Origin of the sequence: Croceivirga lutea, assembly GCF_014235875.1 — a bacterium.
Classification (GTDB): domain Bacteria; phylum Bacteroidota; class Bacteroidia; order Flavobacteriales; family Flavobacteriaceae; genus Croceivirga; species Croceivirga lutea.
Genome location: NZ_JACJUK010000003.1, coordinates 20,193 through 43,182 on the forward strand (window position 1 = coordinate 20,193; position 22,990 = coordinate 43,182).

Here is a 22,990-nt window from a genome sequence, read left to right on the forward strand (position 1 = left end):
CGTTATTTACTATCGTTAAACAGACATTTTTAATCGACTAAATAAAATCGATTACCTAATAACGCTCAAAGATAAAATTTATTTTAACACTATTTTTCTTACTTTTAATGGAAGCTTTGCTACCACTAAATTAAAAGAATGATCTATTAGTTCTTGTGTAAAAGCAAGTGGTAATTGTTCTATAAATATAGTATTCCAATGCTTTTTGCTCATGTGATACCCGGGCGTTATAACACCATCAAATTTTTCCCGTAATTCTATGGCACGTTCGGGATCACATTTTAAATTTATTTGCGGGGGTTTTCTTTCTAAAGGGCAAAGCGCGAACATTTTACCAGCAACTTTAAACACTAACGTGTGTTCATCAAAAGGAAACTCTTCTGTAACCTCTGGTTTGGTAATACAATATTCTCGAATTACCTCAACATTCATTTATCAATGGTATTGGCATCATAAACGATAACCTTTTTCCAAAAAGATTCGCATTCTGCAATAAACACTTTGTGAACCTCTTCATCTTGGTAAGCCTGTTGCGCCTCAGCAGATTCAAAACTTACTATTAAGTTATAGGTAAAAGAATCATCTACAACCTCTCTAATAGCTTTGGGTGGTGTACCAATAAAATTGGTTTTTGCATATTTTGAACTACTCAAAAACTTTTGAAGCGATTTTTCAAAAGCAACTCTATGCTCCTCATTATCTGGTTCATTAAACCAAAAATAAACCACATGTGCATATGTTGGGTCAAACTCAGTACTGGTATCTTGTGCATTCATAGTTGTAAAACAGCATATTAATAAGAATGCTAAAAGTAATTTTTTCATATTTAATCTTCTAAGAATAGTTTTTCTCTATTAGGAATTTCTAAGGCAGAATAGTCTAATTTCCAACCAATTGTTTCTACAATTTTTTCAATTAACAAAACGGCTTGTAAGGCTTCTTTTTTAGCTGAATCTAGTAATCCACTCTCCGGAATTTTTTCTTGTATGTGTTCTTTTGCTCTAAGGTTGAGTTGCGTTAAATCATCTGGTGAAAACGAATTAAACAATCCGTTTTTAATATCATAAAATTGAAGCTCTGGTTCAATTGATAAAACTTCAGGCTCAGGAAAAGACTTTAAAATTACACGCTTGGTATTGGTATCTGCTTCAATATTTAGTTTTTTTAAATCGTAACCTACTTGAGCTTTTGCATTTATGACCACAAGTGCCTTTTTTTTGCTACTAAGAATGTTTAAAAAGCCTTCTTTGCTATTCTCATATTTGTAAATTTCAGCAAAATCACCTTCTACAGAAACTAGTTTACAAACACTTTTTATTTTGTCTAGTATAACTGTGGACTGATGCTCAACTAACTCCCGTTTCTTTTTAACATTAAAAAATGAGTATAGCCAATACATTAGAATTGCTCCTAATATCAATCCTAAAAAGGCTAAAAGTACACTATCCATATTCAAATATAATGTGCTTTATTTAAAGTAGTTGATACAAAATTGGTCTACTAGGGCTAGCATCATTAATAAAGGGTGCCACCTGTAGATTTAAAAAGTAGGTGCCATCTTCTACCTTATTAGGTACATAAATAAATTCTGTAATAGTGGCGCTTAAGCGCTGTTGACCATGAAAATTCCAAAAGGCTTTATGAGCAAGTAGCTGGCCATCATCTTTTTCTTTATCAACAGAAGGTAAATCTATAAGTAAATGATTAACACCTTTTTCTCTTAGAAAAAGAGCTGCTTCTTCTGATAAATAAGGTGGATTGGTGTTGGAATACTTTCTTGTTTTTTTCGATTTAGTATTAGGCAAAGTTCTAATTACAATGGCATCTCTTTTTTTGTTTCCTAAGACATATTGCAATTGCTTTTTAGAAATTACCAAATCATTTTCTTTCTTTTCTGGTGCTACGGATACCAATTCCGCTAAAAAAAAGAACTGTTTTAAGTTTTTATTTATGGAATGTACTTCTTCTGTAATATGACCAATACATTCTGTATGCGTAACATGACTATGCGGGTTAAAGTAAATGTCGTTAAAATTAATTACTGCACCTTCTTTAACGCTTCCTATAAAGCCTTTATTTACATGAGGTTCTATCTTAGGCGCATCTACATACCAAGCATTGATGTCATCACTCGAACCAGACATAGGTATAGAAATGTCTAGGGGTTTGGTTAAATCTATTTTTAAGTTTCTTGAGTTGTATTTAATAGTTGTAATCATGCTTTTAAATTAAGCATAAACAACTCGGCTGCAATACCATCTGCTAAGAACTTTCCTTTTGGGGTTGTTAGCAACACATTATCAGTAAGTTCTAATAGACCTTGCTCAATAAACTTTTTAGAATGTTGAGTAATGTAAGTAAAATACCGCGGCCCAAACTCTTTAGTAATACGATTTAACGAAACACCCCAAATAGTGCGTAAGCCCGTCATAACATACTCATTATATCGGTCTATTTTAGACAACTTTTCGTAAGTAATCGAAAGTTCATTTTGTTCAATTGATTGTATGTATTTTGAATTGTTACGAACATTCCACCCTCTTCTAGTTCCATCAAAAGAATGCGCAGATGGTCCAATACCCATATACGTCTTACCCTGCCAATATGCGGTATTATTTATTGAAAAATACCCAGGTTTTCCAAAGTTAGAGGTTTCGTAATTCACAAAACCAGCGGCATTTAGTTTAGAAACTAAGATTTGAAATTGCCGTTCTGCTTGCTCATCATCAACATCAGAAATTATACCTTTTTCAATAAATGAAGCTAATGCTGTTTTGGGTTCCACAGTTAACGCATAGCTAGAGATATGTGGAATGTTAAATTCCAATGCCTTTTCAATATTCAAATTCCATTGTTCATTGGTTGCACCGGGTATACCGTATATTAAATCAATAGAAATATTATCAAAATAAGTGGTGGCAAACGCTATACATTTTTCTGCTTCACTGGCATTATGCGCTCTATTCATCAACTTTAAATCGTGATTAAAAAATGATTGTACGCCAATACTTAAACGGTTAACCAAAGATTTTGAAAGTTGAATAATACGTTCTTCTGTTAAATCATCTGGATTAGCTTCTAGTGTAATTTCAGGATTACTAGCAACCTTATAATTGGTGGTAATTGATGCTATTACTTTATTAATTTCAGCATTGGAGAGTAAAGATGGTGTTCCTCCACCAAAATAAATGGTCTTGACCTCTTTACCATTAAACTCATTTTTTCGTAATTGTAACTCTTTTACTAAGGCATTTATTAACGCATCTTTTTTCTTCAAATTCGTTGAAAAGTGAAAGTCACAATAGTAACACGCTTGTTTACAAAAAGGTATATGAATATAAATACCAGACATTTACCCCAACTTATTAGGATTGTTCTTTACAAAAGATGCCCAACCGGTATATTTTGTACCGATTTCAACACGACCTGAATTGTAAAAATGACAAACCGCCGCAGCCAAACCATCAGTACTATCTAAATTTTTCGGAAGGGTTTTTAACCCTAACATACCTTGTAGCATTTTAGCAACTTGCTCTTTACTGGAATTACCATTACCAGTTATTGCCATTTTAATTTTTTTTGGAAGGTATTCTGTCACTGGTATTTCTCTAGACAATCCTGCTGCCATAGCAACACCCTGTGCCCTACCCAATTTTAGCATTGACTGTACATTTTTAGCATAAAAAGGCGCTTCAATAGCTATTTCATCTGGGTGGTAGGTATCTATTAACTCTAAAGTTCGTTCAAATATAAGTTTGAGTTTTAAGTATGGGTCATCATACTTTTTAAGCATGAGCTCGTTCATTTGCATAAACTGCATTTTTTTGTTGACCACCTTAATTAACCCAAACCCCATAATTTGAGTTCCAGGGTCTATTCCTAAGATTATTTTTTCTTTACTCAATTTACTGATTACTATCTATGATTACAGGTAACTGAAATCTTATTTTAACCGGAATTCCTCTTTTTTCAGCCGCAATTACTGTAGAATCTTTTAGCCCTCCTTTTATTTTTTCGAGCAAATTAGGCACTAAAGTATCTACTGCTTTGTTTTCTTCCATTTGAAGCACATTTATAAAACCATCTTCGTCAACTTCAAAATCAACTTTAACAGTATCATTAATATCTTCTTCAATTTGAAATATTATTTCACCTAAGGTTTTGTCTAAACGATTTAGCAACCCCTCTTGAAACTTAATTAATTGCTCTTCTTTGCTTAAAATTTCATCTTCTACTTCAAATAATGGAAAGTGGTCCACCTCGTTCCAATCAATCTCTAAAAGCTTTTCACGCAATTCATTCTCTGTACGTGTCTCAGTAGAAGCAAAATACTGGCACGACAGTAATGTAAGACAAAAAAGTAAGCAAGTAAGCCTAGACATGTGATTAAACTGAACCTGGCCGAAATTACGATAAAATAAAAAGGCAATAAAGCCAAAGACCATTATGATGTCTTAAAAGCGTACAGCCTTTTTAAAAAGTTATTAGTTTTAAGGTAGTGCCTATTATAATTTAAACGTAATTGGAATAGAATATACCACATCAACCGGCTCATTAGCCTTAATTGCAGGTTCTAATTTAGGAAGTCTTTGAATAATGCGTTCTGCCTCATCTTTCACCAAAGGATTAGGTCCTCTTTATTAGACTCCAAAGAAAATGTAACAAATGTTGTATAATTGCGACCAACAGATAAACAACAGCTTGGATATTGCACTAATTATAATCGGATTTTTATTAACCTTGGTTGGTATTATTGGAAGTTTTATACCCGTTTTACCAGGACCACCAGTGAGTTGGGTGGGTTTGCTTCTATTACACCTTACTAATGCGGTACCTATGAACAAGACTTTTCTAATTGTCACCGCAATTATAGCCCTGTTGGTTACTGTTTTAGATTACATTATACCGGCTGCAGGCACCAAAAAATTTGGGGGTAGTAAAGCAGGAATGTGGGGTAGTATTATTGGATTACTCGTTGCTATTTTCTTTCCTATTCTAGGTCCGTTTGGTATAATTATATGGCCCTTTGTTGGTGCTTTAGTTGGTGAATTATCACAAAATAAAGACCAAAAAAGAGCCTGGAAGGCAGCCTTTGGCTCTTTTATTGGATTTTTAACCGGCACCTTTTTAAAGTTCCTTATTGCTATTATTTATTGCGGACTTTTTATATGGAAGACCGTTGAAATTGCCGGTGAAATTTTTCAGTTTTCCTAATCAAACCACTCTACTTTAGATGCAATAGGTTGGCGTTCACCTTGGGGCAGTTCATTATCAATATGACCTATATAAAAGAAACCTAAACATTTTTCATCTTCATTATAATCTAGAAACTCATTCATATATTTAATTAAACCGGGAGAACTCCAATAACAACCAAGACCCATCTCTGTGCAGGCAAGCCACATGTTTTGAACTGCCATGGCTACTGCAGCTATTTCTTCCCATTCTGGTAAACTTTCTTTAGGATCTCTTTGCATGTTAATCACAATTACAGCCCCTGCTTTTTGCGGATTCTCTTTTAGTTTTTTAACCTTGAATTCTTTTGGATTAGGGTCATTCTCTAAATACTTCAATGATAAAAACAAGCCCAACTTTTCCTTGGTCTCCCCTGTGAGAACTTTAAATCGCCAAGGTTCAGTCTTTTTATGGTTGGGAGCCCAATTGGCAGCCTCAAGTAACTTTTCTATGGTATCTTTTGCTATAGGTTTGTTGATGTACTGAGGAGGAAAAATACTTCGGCGTTTTTTAATAATATCTAAAATCATTTTAGTCTGTTTTTTATAAAAATACAGCTTATAATTATGCTTTCTTAGCCAATAAAAGGTTTAAACATTGCTTTAACACCGGGTTACGATTATCTTTTTTCCAAACTACAGAAAGTACGGCGCGTTGCTTTATTTTCTTTAGTTTAATAAAGCGAACCTTCATATCAAAACCATATTTTAAAGAAGTAGGCACAATAGCCAAACCCAATCCGTTTTCAATCAGGCGATAAACGGTTTGCCCATGAACAGATTTATGGGTAACCTTAGGCTGAAAGCCAGCATCATTACATATACTAACAACCATATCATAATAATACGGACTATAATCTTTAGCAAAGAAGATAAACGATTCTTTGGCAACTTGATGCATGCCCTTAAAATTAGTCTCGTTCAAATGAAAACTTTCAGGTACAACTAAAGAAAAGGTGTCTGTTAAAACGGGGCGAATTTCAAAACTTTTTGGAACTGTGCCTAAACGCACAAAACCCAAATCTAGTTGGTCTTTTTGCAAAGCCTCTAGTTGGGCTGTGTTAGACAATTCATCGAGGCTAGCATTTATTTTAGGATACTGCTCCTTGAGCTTTAAAATTAAATCTGGAACTACATTCTGCATGGCAGAACCCAAAAATCCAATTCTAATTTCACCCAATTGCCCCCTTTTCATTAAGTATAATTGCTTTTTGGTTTGTCTTAAATGACTAAGCAAGAACACCACTTCCTTTTTTAAAAATTCCCCTTCTGTGGTCAAGGCAACTTTCTTTTTGTCTCTGGTAAATAGTTGAACACCTAATAATTCTTCCATCTGCCTTATTTGAGTGCTTAATCCGGGTTGCGAGATACATAGTTTTTCCGCTGCTTTTCTAAAATGTAGTTGTTGCGCTACAGCTAAAAAATAGATATAATGCCTTAATTCAATTTGATAATTATAACTTATCAACTCTTTCATAAAAACGTATTGGCAATTATCAAAAATACCTAATAACTTTGAGAATTCAGTTAAGTAGATATGGAATATTTTAATTTTGGAGAAGATTTTCTTACCGTAGGTAAAGCATTGGCTATTAGTAACGGAGCAATAAAGGGTCAGCTTTCAGATTTAACCAAAAAAAAGGTAGAAAAAAGTGCATTACGCGTTGCTGAGATAGTGGATAAGGGCATGCCAGTCTACGGTATAAATACAGGTTTTGGACCCCTTTGTACCACTTCAATTTCCAAAGAGAAAACTAAAATTCTACAATCAAACATTCTTCAAAGTCATAGTGTAGGTGTAGGTAAACCAATAACAAATCAACTTGCTAAACTTATGTTGATTTTAAAAGTACATGCCCTTGCTAAAGGATTTTCTGGAATACAATTGCAAACCTTAGAGCGCATTATCTGGCATATAGAAAAAGATATTACACCCGTAGTTCCTTCTCAAGGTTCTGTAGGCGCATCTGGTGACTTAGCACCACTCTCCCATTTGTTTTTACCATTACTGGGTTTGGGTAAGGTAGCTTATCGTGGTAAAATTTATGCTACACAAAAATTATTTAAAGAACTAAATGTTTACCCCCTAGAACTGGGTGCTAAAGAAGGCTTAGCTTTAATTAACGGTACCCAGTTTATTCTGGCACACGCTGCTTTGGTGGTTAAAAAGTTACAATCTGTTTTACAGCAAGCAGATATTATTGGTGCAATGATGTTGGAGGGTTTACAAGGTTCCTCGAGCCCGTTTGATGAACGCCTGCACAATTTGCGCCCATTTAAAGGCAATCAACATGTAGCTGGCCGTATTCGAACGTTGCTTAATGGTTCAGAAATTTTAGAAGACCATTTTAATTGTGACCGAGTTCAAGACCCCTATTCTTTACGCTGTATGCCGCAAGTACATGGGGCCAGTAGAAATACTTGGCTGCACCTAAAAGAACTGGTAGAAATTGAATTAAACTCGGTTACAGATAACCCCGTAATTGTAGATGATAACGAATCTATAAGCGGCGGTAACTTTCATGGGCAACCGTTAGCAATGGCTCTAGATTATGCTACGCTTGCCACTTCAGAATTGGGTAACATCTCTGACCGTAGAATTTATTTAGCCTTAGAAGGCGGACATGGCGTTCCACAATTATTGATGAAAGATACTGGCATTAATTCTGGGTATATGATTTTACAGTACACCTCAGCAGCATTAGCTAGCGAAAATAAAAGTTTATGTTTTCCCTCTAGCGCAGATAGTATTCCTACTTCTATGGGACAAGAAGACCATGTAAGTATGGGGTCTATAAGTGGTCGAAAAGCATTACAGGTAATACAAAATGTAGAAAAGATTCTGGCAATTGAATTACTAACAGCTGCACAGGCTTTTGAGTTTCGAAAACCATTAAAATCGGGGGTTATTTTAAATGAAGTGCACCGTTTTGTTCGAACAAAGGTAGCCTTTGCAGAGAAAGACCGTGTATTTGCGGATGATATAAATATTGCTATTGATATGATTAGTGATGAATCACTTATTGACTTAATAAATGAGGTTATGGCTAAAGAAAATATTTCGTGGTTGAGTCAATACACCAAAACCTTTGAAACACTTTAACATGGCAACAACATTAATTGGTCCGTTTACACAATTGCTTCCGTTAACCGGATTACCCTTAAAAGGAGCACTAAATGATGAACAACTAACCCTTATAAACAATGGTGGAATTCTATTTTCAGAAGGAAAGATTGTGAAAATCGGATTATTTGCCGATTTAAAAGAAAACGTTGATACAATCATACATATTGATGGCGATACAGTTTGTTTACCAGGATTTATAGATGCCCACACCCATATTTGTTTTGGAGGTTCAAGAGCTAATGATTTTGCCTTAAGAAATTCGGGCAAAAGCTATCTTGAAATTGCTAAGGCTGGTGGGGGTATTTGGGATACAGTAACCAAAACTCGTAAGCTTTTAGAAGCTGAATTGGTTGAAGGAATAATTACTAGAACTAAAGCACATATTAAAGCTGGTGTTACCACGCTAGAGGTTAAAAGTGGTTATGGCTTAAACGTAACTGAAGAGCTTAAAATGTTACGTGCCATTAAAACCGCCGATAAAATAACGGCTCAACAACTTGTACCCACTTGTTTGGCTGCGCATATGGTACCAAAAGATTGGAGTAACCAACCCGAAGCATACCTAGAGCTCATTTCCCAAGAATTATTTCCGGTTCTACAATCAGAAAACTTAGCTAACAGAATAGATGCTTTTATTGAAGAAAGTGCCTTTACAGCGCAACAAATAGCACCCTATTTTAAAAAAGCACAACATATGGGGTTTGATATTACCGTACATGCTGACCAGTTTACTACAAGTGGTAGTCAGGTAGCTGTAGATTTTAATGCAGTTAGCGCAGACCATTTAGAAGCTAGCACTATGCTCGAAGTGGAAATGTTAGCCAAAAGCAATACGGTAGCCACTGCCCTACCCGGAGCATCGATAGGATTAGGTTGTGCGTACACTCCCGCAAGAAAATTATTAGATGCCGGTGCCTGTTTGGCAATTGCTAGTGACCATAATCCAGGTTCTGCCCCTATGGGTAATTTACTTACACAAGCCAGTATTTTAGCCACATTTGAAAAGCTTTCTAATGCTGAAGTTTTGGCTGGGCTCACCTTTAGAGCTGCTAAAGCTTTAAACCTAAACGACCGTGGTGTTTTGGCAAGAGGAATGAATGCAGATTTGGTAGTGTACCCTACTAAAAATTATCAAGAGATAACCTATCAACAAGGGCAATTAAAACCGAGTCAGGTATTTATTAAAGGCGTACCAAAAATCTAATGAATTGCCTAAGCCTATTACAAAAGAAACACACCAAGGTGTTAGGGATTGCAGCATACTACCATGTAGTGCAAAAAGCCCGACCACCGAAGTATTATGAAGGTGGAAACACCAAAAAAAAATTAAAATGACGTTTAAAGAAGAACTTTTACAAGGTATTCCTAAAACAATACCCCCTAAAAAAGCGTATCCTAAAAATGGTAATCCCGCACCTAAACGTAAGGATATATTGTCTGCTGAAGAAAAAAAATTAGCCCTTAGAAACGCTTTGCGCTATTTTCCAACGGCTTGGCATAAAGAGCTAGTTTCAGAATTTGCTGAAGAACTTAAAACCTATGGTCGTATTTATATGCATAGGTTTAAACCTAGTTATCGAGTATATGCGCGGCCAATTGAGGAATACCCTGCCCAAACCCAACAGGCGGCCGCTTTAATGTTGATGATTCAAAACAATTTAGACCCTGCAGTTGCGCAACACCCCGAAGAGTTAATTACTTATGGGGGTAACGGTGCTGTATTTCAAAATTGGGCGCAGTATTTATTGACCATGAAATACCTGGCTGAGATGACTGAAGAGCAAACCCTACACATGTATTCTGGGCATCCAATGGGGTTGTTTCCTTCTTCTAAAGATGCCCCAAGAGTAGTGGTCACCAATGGTATGATGATACCTAATTATTCACAACCAGATGATTGGGAAAAATTTAATGCTCTAGGTGTAACGCAATATGGTCAAATGACAGCGGGTTCTTATATGTACATTGGCCCACAAGGTATTGTTCATGGCACCACAATTACGGTAATGAATGCTTTTAGAAAAGTCTTAAAAGCAGGAGAAACTACTGAGGGTAAAGTCTTTTTAACAGCAGGCCTTGGTGGTATGAGTGGTGCACAACCAAAAGCTGGTACTATTGCTAAATGCATTACAGTTTGCGCAGAAATAAACCCTAAAGCAGCTAATAAACGCTTTGAGCAAGGCTGGGTAGATGAACTTATTGACCAAATGGATACCCTAGTTGCACGTATAAAAAACGCAATAGCTACTAAAGAAGTTGTAAGTATTGCGTATATAGGCAATGTGGTTGAAGTCTGGGAACGCTTTGATAAAGAGCATATTTTTATTCACTTAGGGTCAGACCAGACATCTTTACACAACCCATGGGCAGGTGGTTACTATCCTGTGGGTTTATCTTTTGATGAAGCCAATACCTTAATGTCTGAAAATCCAGCAAAATTTAAAGAATATGTACAATCGTCTTTAAGAAGGCAAGCTGCAGCAATAAATAAACACACCGCTAAAGGCACTTATTTTTTTGATTATGGCAACGCCTTTTTACTAGAGGCTTCACGTGCAGGAGCTGATGTAATGGCCGAAAATAATATAGATTTTAAGTACCCATCATACGTTCAAGATATTTTAGGCCCCATGTGTTTTGATTATGGTTTTGGACCGTTTAGATGGGTATGTGCTTCTGGCAAACCAGAAGACTTGAGAAAAACAGATGCTATTGCATTAAAAGTGATGCGTGAGATACAAAAAACGGTGCCTAAGGAGATACGCCAGCAAATGCAGGATAATATTAACTGGATAACGGCTGCAGAACAAAACCAATTGGTTGTAGGTTCACAAGCGCGAATTTTATATGCAGATGCAGAAGGGCGAAGTAAAATTGCAGAAGCTTTTAACACCGCTATTGCTACAGGTAATATTGGACCTGTTGTATTGGGTAGGGATCACCATGATGTTAGTGGAACAGATTCTCCATATAGAGAAACTAGTAACATATATGACGGTAGTAAATTCACTGCTGATATGGCCATACACAATGTGATTGGTGATAGCTTTAGAGGCGCTACATGGGTAAGTATACATAACGGCGGTGGTGTAGGTTGGGGTGAAGTTATCAATGGTGGTTTTGGCATGCTACTAGATGGGTCTAAAGAAGCTTCTAAACGACTCAAAAATATGTTGTTTTATGATGTTAATAATGGTATAGCGCGTCGCAGTTGGGCGCGTAATCAAGAAGCTATTTTTGCCATAAAAAGAGAAATGGAACGTACCCCAACACTTAAAGTTACCTTACCCAATTTAGTTGATGATAACGTATTAAATTCATTAATCTAATAGCATGGCCCTATACAACACTCCGTCTAAAACTAATTGGTCTGGTAGACAATCAGAGCAAAAACTATATGTACACGAAAAGGTAGCATTTTCAACCTTACAAGAGCTAGAAGCTAGACCACAACAATTTGTAATTCTTGGTTATGCTTGTGATGAAGGCGTACTACTTAATCAGGGTAGAATTGGGGCAAAAAAAGGCCCAGAAGTAATTCGTGCTGCGTTAGCAAAAATGCCCAACCATTTGAGTGATAAGCAACACTTAATTGATGTAGGCGATATTGAATTTACGACCGGAAATCTAACGGAAATACAAAATAAATTAGCCAAAAGTGTGACTTCTCTATTAGAAAAAAAAGCCCTGCCCTTACTAATAGGAGGCGGACATGATATAGCGTATGGACACTTTAATGGCATTAAAAATTATTTGAATTCTATAGATAAAAAATCAACTATCGGAATCATAAACTTTGATGCTCATTTTGATTTGCGAGAAAATAGCAAAGGTGCCAATTCTGGCACACCATTTTATCAAATAGCTAGCGAGAATGATTCTTTTGAGTACCTCTGTTTAGGTATTCGAAAAGATGCTAATGACAAACTATTATTTAAAACTGCAGCGGAATTGGGTGTTACTTACGTGCTTAAAGACACCTTTAGAATTGCATTTGCTAAAGAAATCATTACTTGGATTAAAGCGTTTATAGCTAAGGTAGATTACGTTTATGTTACTATTGACCTTGATGGTTTTTCATCGGCTTACGCTCCTGGGGTAAGCGCTGCATCACCTATGGGTTATGCGCCTGATATTGTTTTAGAATGTTTAGATACCATACTAGGTTCAGGAAAATTGATAAGTCTAGACATTGCAGAGATGAACCCAAAATATGACCTAGATGGCGTAACCGCAAAATTGGCTGCCTCTTTATTGCACGCTGTAATTCATTCAGAATGGCTGTAAACGAAAAAAAGCCTCCCAAAAGGAAAGCCTTTCATTGGTTAGCACCTTTCGGTGTAACACTTGTTCCGTACGCATACGGAACACAACACAACACCACAAAGATAACTAAAGATTTATTTCTCTGTATTTTTTTCCCAAATTAATGCTGCTGCTCCACAAATGGCAGCCACTTTACCTTCCATACCCGATTGTAATATTTTAACCTTACCACGATACACTTCTAACAAAAACTCATCTAGGTATTTTTCTAAAGGTTCTAAAATCCATTTTCCGCTATTTACCAAACCACCCATGAGCACAAAAGCTTCGGGCTGTGTAAAGGCGGTAAAATTAGCTAGTGCTTGGGCCATTATTTTAGCCGTATAATCAAATGCTTTTATAGCAATGGTATCTCCTTCTTCAGCAGCTTTGGTAATATCCTCACCATGTAAGTCATTAAAAGCAACACTTCTAAACCTACTTTCATCTAAATATTGGCTTTGCATGTAAAGAATGGTGCGTTTGAGTCCGGTTGCAGATACATACGCTTCTAAGCCACCTTTAACGCCGAGTCCGGTTAAACGACCATCTCCCATGGTCATATCTACATGCCCTAATTCTCCGGCAAAACCATCAAAACCATCTATTAATTGCCCGTTAGCCACAATGCCAGCTCCAAAACCTGTTCCTAAAGTAATGGCAATAAAGTCTGTCATAGTTCTGCCATTACCAAAAAGTAATTCCCCCAAAGCAGCAGCACTAGCATCATTCATAATCCGCATAGGAATATCCCATTTTTCTTGGAATTTTTCTAAAAACGGTACGGTACCCTTCCACTTTAAATTGGCTGCATTCTCTATAGTACCACGTTTACTAGATGCGTTGGGTGCTCCTATACCGCAACCAATAATAGTAGGCTCAAAATCAAGACCCGCAATTAGCGCATCTATTTCTTCTTTAATTTTATTTTGATAGTTATCTAAATCTGGAAACTCTTGTGTTCTAAAGAAAGTCTTTTCTAGACAATTTCCATTTTTATCAACCAAGCCAATTTTGGTTTTTGTACCTCCGATATCTATGCCTACTACTAAATTCATATTTGTGCTTTGAGATTCTTAAAGATACGCTTGCATACTTTTTCTATCAAAAACAAGCACATTAATTTTTCTTAAACACTAGCGTTACACGCTTTGTTATTCTGAAAATAAAAATTGAAAAAATATTAACTTGGATTATTTCCTATTTATTGGATTTATTCCATAATTTAGTCTTCCCATTTTTTATTTCCATAAAAAAACACCCCTATGAATAAGACCATTTTACATATGGATTTAGATACGTTTTACGTATCTGTTGAACGGCTCATTAACCCTGAGCTTAAAAACAAACCCCTGCTAGTTGGCGGTACTAGTGACCGTGGCGTAGTGGCAGCCTGCAGTTATGAAACTCGTGGTTTTGGAGTACACTCAGGCATGCCTATGCGTATGGCTAAAGAGTTGTGCCCAGAAGCTACAGTTATTCGTGGTAATGCAGGCACCTACAGTAAACATTCAGATGTGGTTACAGACATTATCAGAGAAGAAGTGCCTGTTTTTGAAAAATCGAGTATTGATGAGTTTTATGCTGACCTATCTGGTATGGATAAATTTTTTGGCACCTACAAATATGCTACAGAGTTGCGCCGAAAAATTATTAAAGAAACAGGTTTACCTATTTCTTTTGGGCTATCTGTAAACAAAGTAGTTTCTAAAGTAGCTACTAATGAAGCCAAACCTAACAACCAGTTAAAAATAGATTTTGGTTTAGAAAAGCCTTTTCTAGCGCCACTTTCTATAAAAAAGATACCTATGGTGGGCGACAAAACCTACCAAACGCTGCGTAATTTAGGAATACGACAGGTAAAAACAGTACAAGAAATGCCTATTGATGTTATGCATCAGGTATTAGGTGCCAACGGTACTGTTATTTGGAAAAGAGCCAACGGTATAGACAACACCCCAGTAATACCTTTCTGCGACAGAAAGTCTATTTCTACTGAACGTACATTTGACCGTGATACTATTGATGTGGTCAAACTCAAAGGTATAATCATGGCAATGACAGAAAACTTGGCCTATCAATTACGAAGGGGTGAAAAGCTCACCGCCTGCATTGCTGTAAAAATTAGATATTCTGATTTTAACACCTACTCTAAACAAAAGCGCATTCCGTATACCAGCGCAGACCATATTTTAATTCCAAAAATTATGGATCTATTTAATACACTTTATAACAAAAGAATGTTGGTGCGTTTGGTAGGTATTAGGTTTAGCCATTTAGTCTCGGGCAATTACCAAATTAACCTTTTTGATGACACCGAGGAAGCATTGAATCTATACCAAGCTATGGATAAGGTTCGTAAGCGCTTTGGTGACCGGGCTGTACTACGCGCCACTGCAATGGACGCCAAAACTATTGGTCGTATGCAAAACCCATTTAACGGGCAACCACCAGTAGTTTTAGCACATAGAAAACAGTAAAGCATAGTTAACAGATGGTAGCATTATTAATTTAAAAATGTTACACACAACGAACAACGATTAACGATTAACGATTAACGATTAACGATTAACGATTAAGGAACAACAAAAACACCGTGTATCTAAACTGCCACACCTATTACAGTTTACGCTTTGGCACTTTTTCAGAAGTAGAGTTGCTACAACTTGCTCAAGAAAATCATATAAAGCAATTGGTACTTACTGATATTAATAACACATCAGCAGCGCTCAACTTTGTACGCAAATCTGCAGAATTTAATATTAGCCCACTTTTAGGTATTGATTTTAGAAACGGAGTAGAATCCTGTTTTATCGGCATTGCCAAAAACAATGAAGGTTACCAAGAGTTAAACGCTTTTTTGTCTTATCACTTACATAAAGCTGTAGCAATACCAGCACGGGCACCCGTATTTAAAAACGCCTTTGTAATCTACCCATTCGAGACTATTTTATTGAATGAACTAGATAATTTTCTTCCGCATGAATTTATAGGTATCTCTATCAAAGATTTAAGGCGTCTACCCTTTTCGCGATTAAAAAAACAAAGAGACAAACTGGTAGTACAGCAGCCCGTTACTTTTAGAAACAAACGTGACTTTAATGCCCACCGTTTATTACGAGCCATAGATAATAATGTGCTTTTAAGTAAACTAGATGAAAGTGAACTGGCTCAAGAAGATGAAAAAATGTATCCGTTAGAAAATTTAGTTGCCGCGTTTTCTGAATATAGTTTTATTCTTGAAAACACTGAAAAGCTACTAACACAGTGCAGTATTCATTTTGATTTTTCTAAAAATCGAAAACCACAAAATCTACGGTTTTATAATCAAAACAAAGCAGAAGATGAGGCCCTCCTTTTAAAACTTTGTAAAGAAGGATTACCCTACCGCTACCCAAAAGTTACTAAAGCTATTACTAACCGCTTAAACAAAGAGCTAGACCTCATCAAACAAATGGGGTTTGTATCATATTTTCTCATCAACTGGGATATTGTAAGCTACGCTCGCCAACAAGGCTTTTTTTATGTGGGGCGTGGTAGTGGCGCCAATAGTGTTGTAGCCTATTTGCTTCGCATTACAGACGTAGACCCCATGGAGCTCGACCTCTATTTTGAGCGTTTTATCAATCTGTATAGAGCCAATCCGCCCGACTTTGATATTGATTTTTCATGGCGAGACAGAGAACACATGACGCACTACATCTTCAACAGATTTTCTCATGTAGCCTTGGTAGGCACCTACGTAACGTTTAAATACAAAGGAGTTGTAAGAGAATTGGGTAAAGTTTTTGGGCTCCCAAAAGCAGAAATAGACGCCCTAAGTAATGGCAATTTTGAGGTTTCGCAACTAGACAGCATGGCCGTTTTAGTGCTCAAATACGGGAAACTAATTGAAGGTATGCCTAATTATGTTAGTGTACATGCTAGCGGTATACTTATTAGTGAACGCCCATTGCATTATTTTTCGGCCACTTTTATGCCACCCAAGGGCTTTGCTACCCTACATTTTGATATGATTATTGCTGAAGATGTTGGCTTATTTAAGTTTGACATTTTAGCACAACGCGGGTTAGGAAAAATAAAAGACACCCTAGGTATTGTAGCTTATAATCAGCCAGAAAAAGCAAATTTTGACATACATGATGTAAAGGCATTTTTCAAAGACCCCGTTATCAACAACCTCGTAAAAACCGCACAATGCATGGGTTGTTTTTACGTAGAATCACCCGCTATGCGCATGTTGCTTAAAAAGCTAGAAGTAGACAACTACTTAGGTTTAGTAGCAGCCAGTTCTATTATTAGGCCAGGGGTATCTAAAAGTGGTATGATGCGCGAATATATTCTACGTCATCGCAATCCAGGTAGAGCCCAAGAAAAAGGGCATCCTGTTATGTTGAGTATAATGCCAGAAACCTACGGTGTAATGGTCTACCAAGAAGATGTAATTAAAGTAGCCCACCATTTTGCCGATTTAGATTTGGGTGAAGCAGATGTACTACGCAGAGGTATGAGCGGTAAGTTTCGATCACGAGCAGAGTTCGAAAAGGTAAAAGAAAAATTTAGAAGCAACTGCCTTAAAAAAGGCTATTCAGAAAAATTAATAGATGAAGTTTGGTACCAAGTAGCCAGTTTTGCAGGCTATGCTTTTGCCAAAGGACACTCCGCCTCTTATGCCGTTGAGAGCTACCAAAGTTTGTTTTTACGTGCTTATTTTCCGTTAGAATATTTAGTAGCTGTACTTAATAACGGTGGTGGGTTTTACAGCGCTGAATTTTATGTACATGATGCTCAAATGATGGGTGCTACCATACATCCACCTTGTATTAATCAAAGTAATGCCGCTAACGTAATTTATGGCACTCATATTTATTTAGGTTTTATGTATTTACGCGATTTAGAAGAGCGCGTAATGCAACGCATACTCACAGAACGGCAAAACAAAGGCAACTTTAACACCTTAGAAGAATTTATAGACCGCGTTGTAATTTCTGTTGAGCAATTAGCTATTCTAATTCGTATTGATGCATTTAGGTTCACAGGCATTAATAAGCATGAACTGCTATGGAAAGCGCATCTCACCCTTTCTAAAGGAAAACGGGTAGACCATCCAAAATTATTTCCGCCAAAACGAAACAAGTTTACCATACCTACTTTACACACTACGGCTTTAGAAACTGCTTTTGAACAATGGGAGCTATTGGGTTTTCCACTATGTAGCCCATTTGAACTTTTAGCCAAACCACCTTTAAATCAGAATGGTCACCGAGACTTACCACAATATTTAAATACGTTTATTGATATCTACGGTTATCTAGTTACTGTAAAAAACACTCGTACGCATACCGGCAAACGCATGCATTTTGCCACACTATTAGACCAGCATGGTGAAGTTTTTGACACCGTACTTTTTCCACCGATTGCGGCTAAATATAGCTTTCACGGAAAAGGTATTTATCGGTTTTATGGCAAAGTGGTAAGCGAATTTGGTTTTTTAAGTATTGAGGTTATTAAAATGAAAAAGCAAGATTTTGTTCCAGACCCACGTTACGCAGAGATGCGGACAAGCAAAAAAGTATTTGGGTCAAAGAAATAGCCTACAATCCCCTACATTTAGCCTATTAATTGCTACTACAGATGAAAAAGGAATTTACCCGAAAGGTTTCTATTACAAGTGATATAAAATTTACCGGGCTTGAACTCAAAGAACCCATGAGAACTGCTGCAGGTGTTCATGGTGTCACCGAAGCCCTAAAACACACCTTTAAAGAAATGGGTGTAGTAAATGCCACCAAGGCCCTTTTTGACATGAATCAAGAAGATGGTTTTCGCTGCCCCAGTTGCGCATGGCCCGTACCAGAAAATCCTTCAAAAATTGCGGAATACTGTGAAAATGGCGCTAAGGCTTTAGCTGATGAAGCCACAAGAGTACATATTGGAGCTAAATTTTTTAGTAAATATTCCGTTGAAGAATTGGCCAAACATAGTGATTATGAACTCAATAAACTAGGTAGAATTACTGAACCCTTAGTTTTAAAAGAAGGCAAAGTACATTACGAACCTATTAGTTGGGAAGCCGCATACCAATTAATGGCCAAAGAGTTAAAAGCATTAGACCACCCAGATGAAGCCATATTTTACACCTCTGGTCGTTCTAGTAATGAAGCTGCTTTTTTGTACGGCATGTTTGCCCGGGCACTAGGTACCAATAATATGCCAGATTGTTCTAATATGTGTCATGAATCTTCGGGCAAGGCACTTTCTAAAATGTTGGGTATAGGTAAAGGTTCTGTAACCATAGATGATTTACATGGTGCCGAAGTAGTACTCGTAGTAGGTCAAAACCCAGGAACTAACCATCCTAGAATGCTTTCTGCCTTAGAAAAATGCAAGCAAAATGGAGGTAAAATTGTAAGCATAAATCCCTTAGCCGAAACAGGTTTAGTAAATTTTAAAAATCCACAAAAGGTAGCTGATATGCTAAGTGGCGGTAGAAACATCTCAGATATACATCTACCTATAAAAATCAATACAGATATCGCTTTAGCTAAATATATTTTAAAACGATTAAAAGAACTAGACGCCGAAACTAATACCGTGTTTGACCATGAATTTATTGCAAATAAAGTAGCTAATTACGATGAACTAATAACAGACCTTGATAAGTATAACAATGAACAATTGCTGGCACAAACAGGGCTTGACAAAGAAAATGTTGAGGAAGTAGTTCAATTGTTAGCTAAAAATTCTAAAATCATTATTTGCTGGGCCATGGGTATTACCCAGCACAAAAACGCCGTACCTACCATACAAGAATATGTAAACATTTTATTGGTTAAAGGAGCCATAGGAAAACCGCACGCTGGCACCTGCCCCGTGCGTGGCCATAGTAATGTTCAAGGAGACCGTAGTGTTGGTATACAACATTTTGTTGATGAAGGCCTAAATAACCGAATTAAAGAACATCTTGGTTTTGATGCGCCCACCAAAAGAGGTGTTGATGTGGTAGAGGCCATACAAACTATGTATAAAAAGAAAGCAAAAATCTTTGTTTGTTTAGGAGGTAATTTTGTGATGGCAGCTTCTGATACAGTGTACACGGCAAAAGCAGTTTCTAATTGCCACCTAACCGTTCAAATAAGCACCAAATTAAACCGAAGCCATTTAATTACAGGTAAAACTGCCCTACTATTACCCACTTTTGGAAGGTCTGAAAAAGATATTCAAAATGGAAAACAGCAATACCTTACCATGGAAAGTAGCACAGGTAAAGTTCGCCAAAGTAAGGGGCTATTAAAACCTGCTTCAGGTAACTTAAAAAGCGAGCCAGAAATTATTGCAGAAGTAGCTAATACATATTTTGATGGTAATCATAGTATGGACTGGAAAACCTTAGCCCATGACTACAATGCTATCAGAGAGTTAATTGATAAAACTGTAAAAGGATTTGACAAAACCAATGAGCGTTCTAAAGGTCATGGCTACTATTTACCTAACAATGCTAGAGCAGGTGATTTTAGCAACTTACCAAATGGAAAAGCGCAATTAACTATTAATCCAGTAACGAGAATTTCGTTAAATAAAGATGAGTTAATTCTGATGACTATTCGTTCTCATGACCAGTTCAACACCACCATTTATGGACTACACGACAGGTATAGAGGCATACATAATGAAAGACGTGTGGTTTTTATGAATAAAGCTGATATGAAGCTTAGAAATTTAGAAAAGAGAAGTGTTGTTAATCTGCACAGTGACTATGACGGAAAGAAAAGAACCGCAGAAAAGTTCTTGGTTATACCCTACGATATTCCTCAAGGAAATGCAGCTGCCTATTTTCCTGAGACTAATGTATTGGTTCCAATTGACCAATTTGCAGATGATAGCCAAACCCCAATCAGTAAATCAATTCGAATAACAATAGCGGAAGTAATGTAAATAGCTTACTTTTAAAGGTATTGCCTTTATCAATGAACATTAAATACTTCTTTCTTTTACTCGCATTACTTGCAGAAATTGTAGGTACTATAGGGGGGTTTGGTTCTTCGGTATTTTTTGTTCCTATTGGTAATTTTTATTTTGATTTTTACTCCGTTCTAGGATTGACAGCCATATTTCACGTCTCTAGTAATTTGAGCAAGATAGTTTTATTCAAAAAAGGTTTAGACAAGCGACTATTACTTTACATTGGCGTACCATCAGTATTGTTTGTAATTATCGGGGGTATCTTGTCAAAATTTGGTAATGACCTATGGTTAAAAATTATACTTGGCGTTTTTCTCATTGTGTTTAGTCTTTTTTTTCTCATAAAAAAGGAAGTCATTGTATTGCCGAGTAATAAAAATGCGATTTACGGCGGCTCATTATCTGGTTTTTCTGCCGGACTTTTAGGGACTGGTGGTGCCATTAGAGGGTTAACCATGGCCGCTTTTAATCTTGAAAAAAATGCATTTATTGCCACCTCAGCATTTATAGATTTTATGATAGATTTAACCCGGTCATTTGTGTATTATGGCAATGGATACATCACCAAAGAAATTCTAATTTACATACCGTTTTTAATAGTTATAGGTTGGATAGGCACCTACCTTGGTAAGCTAATTTTAAATAAAATACCACAAGAAAAATTTAAGCGACTTTCATTATCCTTAATATTGATAATTGGAGTAATTACGCTAATAGAAGTACTTTTTTAAGATAAAACTTCATTTTAATTAGTCTTTAAATGTCCTTTAAATGCTAGATAAACCCCATTGCTCCAACCAAACCCATCTTGCACCGGATATTCACCACCACCTGCTTCTAAGGTCATATCTTCCACATTATACTTTTCTACAAATTTGCCTGTGTTTTGATATACCTTTTCATTAAGATTAACCCATCTACTAGCAATGGTATCTGCTAATTGTTTATGACCGTAATTTTGCAACCCTTTAAATGTCATCCATTGTAATGGAGCCCATCCATTAGGCGCGTCCCATTGTTGACCAGAATAGGTTAAGGTAGTTAAGACCCCACCAGGTTTCAAAAACGCTGACTCAATGGTTTTTGCAACTGCATCTGCTTGTTCTGGTGTAGCCATTTTAAAAAACAAGGGATATACCGTGGCCAAAGATTTTATTCCTGTTCCTTGATTTTTAACCCAATTAAAATCTTCAAAAACGCCTAGTTCTTTATTCCATGCTGTAGTATTTAAAAATTCAATCCTTACACTTTGTTGTTGCTTTAATTGGTTTACGTATCCTTGATTATCTGCATAACAGATTTTGAGTATTTCTTCTAAACCGTACAATAATGCATTTAAATCTACCGGTATAATATCTGTAGTTTGTATAGTCTCAATAGTTTTACCATCTGCAAACCAACGAACCGAATAATCCCACCCAGACTCGGCACCAGCGCGTAAATCTAAGTACATTTTTTCACCACCATTAGTCTGCTGTACTTGGTTGAAATCTTCTTTGTATGATTCTTGCCTGGGGGAAACTCCTCGGTCAAAATACCTGTTTAAAATTCCGGCTTCAGTATAAACCACATGTTCAAACGCCTTTGTTTCTGCATTAGATGTGTTCATCCAAAAATCATATTCTGCCTTTAAAACCTCTTTATACTTTTGGTAAATAGCTTCACCCTTTTCTTGAGCTAACAAACTAACCATTTGAGCAAAAAACGGAGGTTGTGACCTTGTAATATAGTATGTTCTATTACCATTAGGAATATGACCAACCGTTCTAATTAAATGAGCAAAATTATCGAGCATATTTTCAATTAACGCAAATTCGCCACTTTCTACTAAACCTAGCATTGTAAAATAACTATCCCAATAATACACCTCTCTAAATCTACCCCCAGGTACTACATAAGGGTTAGGTAAAGGAATAAGAGAACCTGTTCTAGCAACCGTATCACTCTGTCTGGTGAGTACTGGCCATAAAGAAGCTACATGTTCAGCCGCTGATTTTGTTGAGTCTGCTTTAAAATCAGAAGAAATAGATGGTGGTACTTCAAAATTTTCTAGTACAAATGTTTCTAAATCAAAATCGGCCGTCTGTTTTTCAGATGTGTACCTAGCTAAGATATTTTTATAGGAATCTTTTGGGGTACAATCCACAAAGGTTTTACTGTCTTTAAATAATTCACTTAGCTGAACATCAACAAAAAGTTCACCGAACAATTCATCAGGAGTTTGCAGATTTACCTGTGGTACATTTACTTGATTAACTTTTGAACTTTGCTGGTTTTTGGTTTCTGATTTACAAGAGAGTACTACCAAAAACACTATAAATAAGGGTAATCGAAACATTTACATTCTATTTGGGTTTAAGTT

21 protein-coding genes are annotated in these 22,990 nt (G+C 36.4%); 9 read left to right on the forward strand and 12 right to left on the reverse strand.

The window, feature by feature from the left end:
- Positions 1–78 precede the first annotated feature (78 nt).
- The 8 genes from H5V42_RS06275 to H5V42_RS15370 form a co-directional block, all read right to left on the reverse strand.
- On the reverse strand, positions 79–432 hold the full coding sequence (locus H5V42_RS06275; RefSeq protein WP_185782293.1) for an MmcQ/YjbR family DNA-binding protein: 354 nt from the start codon (positions 430–432) through the stop codon (positions 79–81).
- Complete coding sequence (locus H5V42_RS06280) at positions 429–824, reverse strand: Dabb family protein (protein WP_185782294.1); 396 nt, start codon at positions 822–824, stop codon at positions 429–431. The genes H5V42_RS06275 and H5V42_RS06280 overlap by 4 nt, the downstream gene beginning before the upstream one ends.
- Positions 825–826: 2 nt before the next feature.
- Complete coding sequence (locus tag H5V42_RS06285) at positions 827–1,450, reverse strand: DUF4230 domain-containing protein (protein WP_185782295.1); 624 nt, start codon at positions 1,448–1,450, stop codon at positions 827–829.
- A gap of 22 nt (positions 1,451–1,472) precedes the next feature.
- The gene (locus H5V42_RS06290) at positions 1,473–2,219 is read right to left on the reverse strand and encodes a cyclase family protein (protein WP_185782296.1); all 747 of its coding nucleotides are present in this window, start codon (positions 2,217–2,219) and stop codon (positions 1,473–1,475) included.
- On the reverse strand, positions 2,216–3,352 hold the full coding sequence (gene hemW / locus H5V42_RS06295) for a radical SAM family heme chaperone HemW (RefSeq protein ID WP_185782297.1): 1,137 nt from the start codon (positions 3,350–3,352) through the stop codon (positions 2,216–2,218). The genes H5V42_RS06290 and hemW overlap by 4 nt, the downstream gene beginning before the upstream one ends.
- Complete coding sequence (gene ruvC, locus H5V42_RS06300; protein WP_185782298.1) at positions 3,353–3,904, reverse strand: crossover junction endodeoxyribonuclease RuvC; 552 nt, start codon at positions 3,902–3,904, stop codon at positions 3,353–3,355.
- A gap of 1 nt (position 3,905) precedes the next feature.
- Positions 3,906–4,382, reverse strand: a complete 477-nt coding sequence (locus H5V42_RS06305) for a hypothetical protein (protein WP_185782299.1) — start codon at positions 4,380–4,382, stop codon at positions 3,906–3,908.
- A 123-nt stretch (positions 4,383–4,505) separates the two neighbouring features.
- Positions 4,506–4,619, reverse strand: a complete 114-nt coding sequence (locus H5V42_RS15370) for an energy transducer TonB (RefSeq protein ID WP_185782300.1) — start codon at positions 4,617–4,619, stop codon at positions 4,506–4,508.
- An 82-nt stretch (positions 4,620–4,701) separates the two neighbouring features.
- Between H5V42_RS15370 and H5V42_RS06315 the strand changes: the two genes are divergently transcribed.
- The gene (locus tag H5V42_RS06315) at positions 4,702–5,214 is read left to right on the forward strand and encodes a DUF456 domain-containing protein (RefSeq protein ID WP_185782696.1); all 513 of its coding nucleotides are present in this window, start codon (positions 4,702–4,704) and stop codon (positions 5,212–5,214) included.
- Here the strand turns inward: H5V42_RS06315 and H5V42_RS06320 are convergent.
- Together H5V42_RS06320 and H5V42_RS06325 are read right to left on the reverse strand one after the other, a co-directional pair.
- A complete protein-coding gene (locus H5V42_RS06320) occupies positions 5,211–5,765 on the reverse strand; it encodes a nitroreductase family protein (RefSeq protein WP_185782301.1) in 555 nt (184 codons plus the stop codon). The two genes, H5V42_RS06315 and H5V42_RS06320, sit on opposite strands and share 4 nt — an antisense overlap.
- Positions 5,766–5,799: 34 nt before the next feature.
- Positions 5,800–6,711: a LysR substrate-binding domain-containing protein gene (locus tag H5V42_RS06325; RefSeq protein ID WP_185782302.1), complete on the reverse strand. Its 912-nt coding sequence runs from the start codon at positions 6,709–6,711 to the stop codon at positions 5,800–5,802.
- Between the two features lie 60 nt (positions 6,712–6,771).
- Here H5V42_RS06325 and hutH point away from each other — a divergent pair, with 60 nt between their 5' ends.
- The 4 genes from hutH (at position 6,772) to hutG (ending at position 12,648) form a co-directional block, all read left to right on the forward strand.
- Positions 6,772–8,337, forward strand: coding sequence for a histidine ammonia-lyase (hutH, locus tag H5V42_RS06330; protein WP_185782303.1), 1,566 nt, complete (start codon positions 6,772–6,774; stop codon positions 8,335–8,337).
- A 1-nt stretch (position 8,338) separates the two neighbouring features.
- On the forward strand, positions 8,339–9,565 hold the full coding sequence (gene hutI, locus H5V42_RS06335) for an imidazolonepropionase (RefSeq protein ID WP_185782304.1): 1,227 nt from the start codon (positions 8,339–8,341) through the stop codon (positions 9,563–9,565).
- Positions 9,566–9,692: 127 nt separating this feature from the next.
- Positions 9,693–11,690, forward strand: coding sequence for a urocanate hydratase (locus tag H5V42_RS06340; RefSeq protein WP_185782305.1), 1,998 nt, complete (start codon positions 9,693–9,695; stop codon positions 11,688–11,690).
- 4 nt (positions 11,691–11,694) lie between these two features.
- Complete coding sequence (gene hutG / locus H5V42_RS06345; RefSeq protein WP_185782306.1) at positions 11,695–12,648, forward strand: formimidoylglutamase; 954 nt, start codon at positions 11,695–11,697, stop codon at positions 12,646–12,648.
- Positions 12,649–12,761: 113 nt separating this feature from the next.
- Here hutG and H5V42_RS06350 read toward each other — a convergent pair whose 3' ends face one another.
- Positions 12,762–13,724 (reverse strand): ROK family protein, encoded by a 963-nt coding sequence (locus H5V42_RS06350; RefSeq protein ID WP_185782307.1) that lies wholly within the window; start codon positions 13,722–13,724, stop codon positions 12,762–12,764.
- Between the two features lie 207 nt (positions 13,725–13,931).
- Here H5V42_RS06350 and dinB point away from each other — a divergent pair, with 207 nt between their 5' ends.
- The 4 genes from dinB to H5V42_RS06370 all read left to right on the forward strand — a co-directional run bounded on the left by dinB (position 13,932) and on the right by H5V42_RS06370 (position 21,359).
- Positions 13,932–15,146, forward strand: a complete 1,215-nt coding sequence (gene dinB / locus H5V42_RS06355; RefSeq protein ID WP_185782308.1) for a DNA polymerase IV — start codon at positions 13,932–13,934, stop codon at positions 15,144–15,146.
- Positions 15,147–15,262: 116 nt separating this feature from the next.
- Positions 15,263–18,259, forward strand: coding sequence for a DNA polymerase III subunit alpha (locus H5V42_RS06360; RefSeq protein WP_185782309.1), 2,997 nt, complete (start codon positions 15,263–15,265; stop codon positions 18,257–18,259).
- Positions 18,260–18,300: 41 nt separating this feature from the next.
- Positions 18,301–20,601, forward strand: coding sequence for an FdhF/YdeP family oxidoreductase (locus H5V42_RS06365; RefSeq protein ID WP_185782310.1), 2,301 nt, complete (start codon positions 18,301–18,303; stop codon positions 20,599–20,601).
- Positions 20,602–20,633: 32 nt separating this feature from the next.
- The gene (locus H5V42_RS06370) at positions 20,634–21,359 is read left to right on the forward strand and encodes a sulfite exporter TauE/SafE family protein (protein WP_185782311.1); all 726 of its coding nucleotides are present in this window, start codon (positions 20,634–20,636) and stop codon (positions 21,357–21,359) included.
- A 14-nt stretch (positions 21,360–21,373) separates the two neighbouring features.
- On the opposite strand, the gene treF is transcribed toward H5V42_RS06370, so the two are convergent.
- Positions 21,374–22,966 carry an alpha,alpha-trehalase TreF gene (gene treF / locus H5V42_RS06375; RefSeq protein WP_185782312.1) on the reverse strand — a complete coding sequence of 531 codons (1,593 nt, stop codon included), beginning with the start codon at positions 22,964–22,966 and terminating at the stop codon, positions 21,374–21,376.
- Between the last annotated feature and the right edge of the window lie 24 nt (positions 22,967–22,990).

Excerpts from the sequence above, each read along its gene's own strand:
- H5V42_RS06280 (WP_185782294.1), bottom strand. The coding sequence starts at position 824 with ATGAAAAAATTACTTTTAGCATTCTTATTAATATGCTGTTTTACAACT.
- H5V42_RS06370 (WP_185782311.1), top strand. The coding sequence starts at position 20,634 with ATGAACATTAAATACTTCTTTCTTTTACTCGCATTACTTGCAGAAATT.
- H5V42_RS06285 (WP_185782295.1), bottom strand. The coding sequence starts at position 1,450 with ATGGATAGTGTACTTTTAGCCTTTTTAGGATTGATATTAGGAGCAATT.
- H5V42_RS06290 (WP_185782296.1), bottom strand. The coding sequence starts at position 2,219 with ATGATTACAACTATTAAATACAACTCAAGAAACTTAAAAATAGATTTA.
- hutI (WP_185782304.1), top strand. The coding sequence starts at position 8,339 with ATGGCAACAACATTAATTGGTCCGTTTACACAATTGCTTCCGTTAACC.
- H5V42_RS06305 (WP_185782299.1), bottom strand. The coding sequence starts at position 4,382 with ATGTCTAGGCTTACTTGCTTACTTTTTTGTCTTACATTACTGTCGTGC.
- H5V42_RS06275 (WP_185782293.1), bottom strand. The coding sequence starts at position 432 with ATGAATGTTGAGGTAATTCGAGAATATTGTATTACCAAACCAGAGGTT.
- H5V42_RS06350 (WP_185782307.1), bottom strand. The coding sequence starts at position 13,724 with ATGAATTTAGTAGTAGGCATAGATATCGGAGGTACAAAAACCAAAATT.
- hemW (WP_185782297.1), bottom strand. The coding sequence starts at position 3,352 with ATGTCTGGTATTTATATTCATATACCTTTTTGTAAACAAGCGTGTTAC.
- H5V42_RS06365 (WP_185782310.1), top strand. The coding sequence starts at position 18,301 with ATGAAAAAGGAATTTACCCGAAAGGTTTCTATTACAAGTGATATAAAA.
- H5V42_RS06320 (WP_185782301.1), bottom strand. The coding sequence starts at position 5,765 with ATGATTTTAGATATTATTAAAAAACGCCGAAGTATTTTTCCTCCTCAG.
- hutH (WP_185782303.1), top strand. The coding sequence starts at position 6,772 with ATGGAATATTTTAATTTTGGAGAAGATTTTCTTACCGTAGGTAAAGCA.
- H5V42_RS06325 (WP_185782302.1), bottom strand. The coding sequence starts at position 6,711 with ATGAAAGAGTTGATAAGTTATAATTATCAAATTGAATTAAGGCATTAT.
- treF (WP_185782312.1), bottom strand. The coding sequence starts at position 22,966 with ATGTTTCGATTACCCTTATTTATAGTGTTTTTGGTAGTACTCTCTTGT.
- dinB (WP_185782308.1), top strand. The coding sequence starts at position 13,932 with ATGAATAAGACCATTTTACATATGGATTTAGATACGTTTTACGTATCT.
- hutG (WP_185782306.1), top strand. The coding sequence starts at position 11,695 with ATGGCCCTATACAACACTCCGTCTAAAACTAATTGGTCTGGTAGACAA.
- H5V42_RS06340 (WP_185782305.1), top strand. The coding sequence starts at position 9,693 with ATGACGTTTAAAGAAGAACTTTTACAAGGTATTCCTAAAACAATACCC.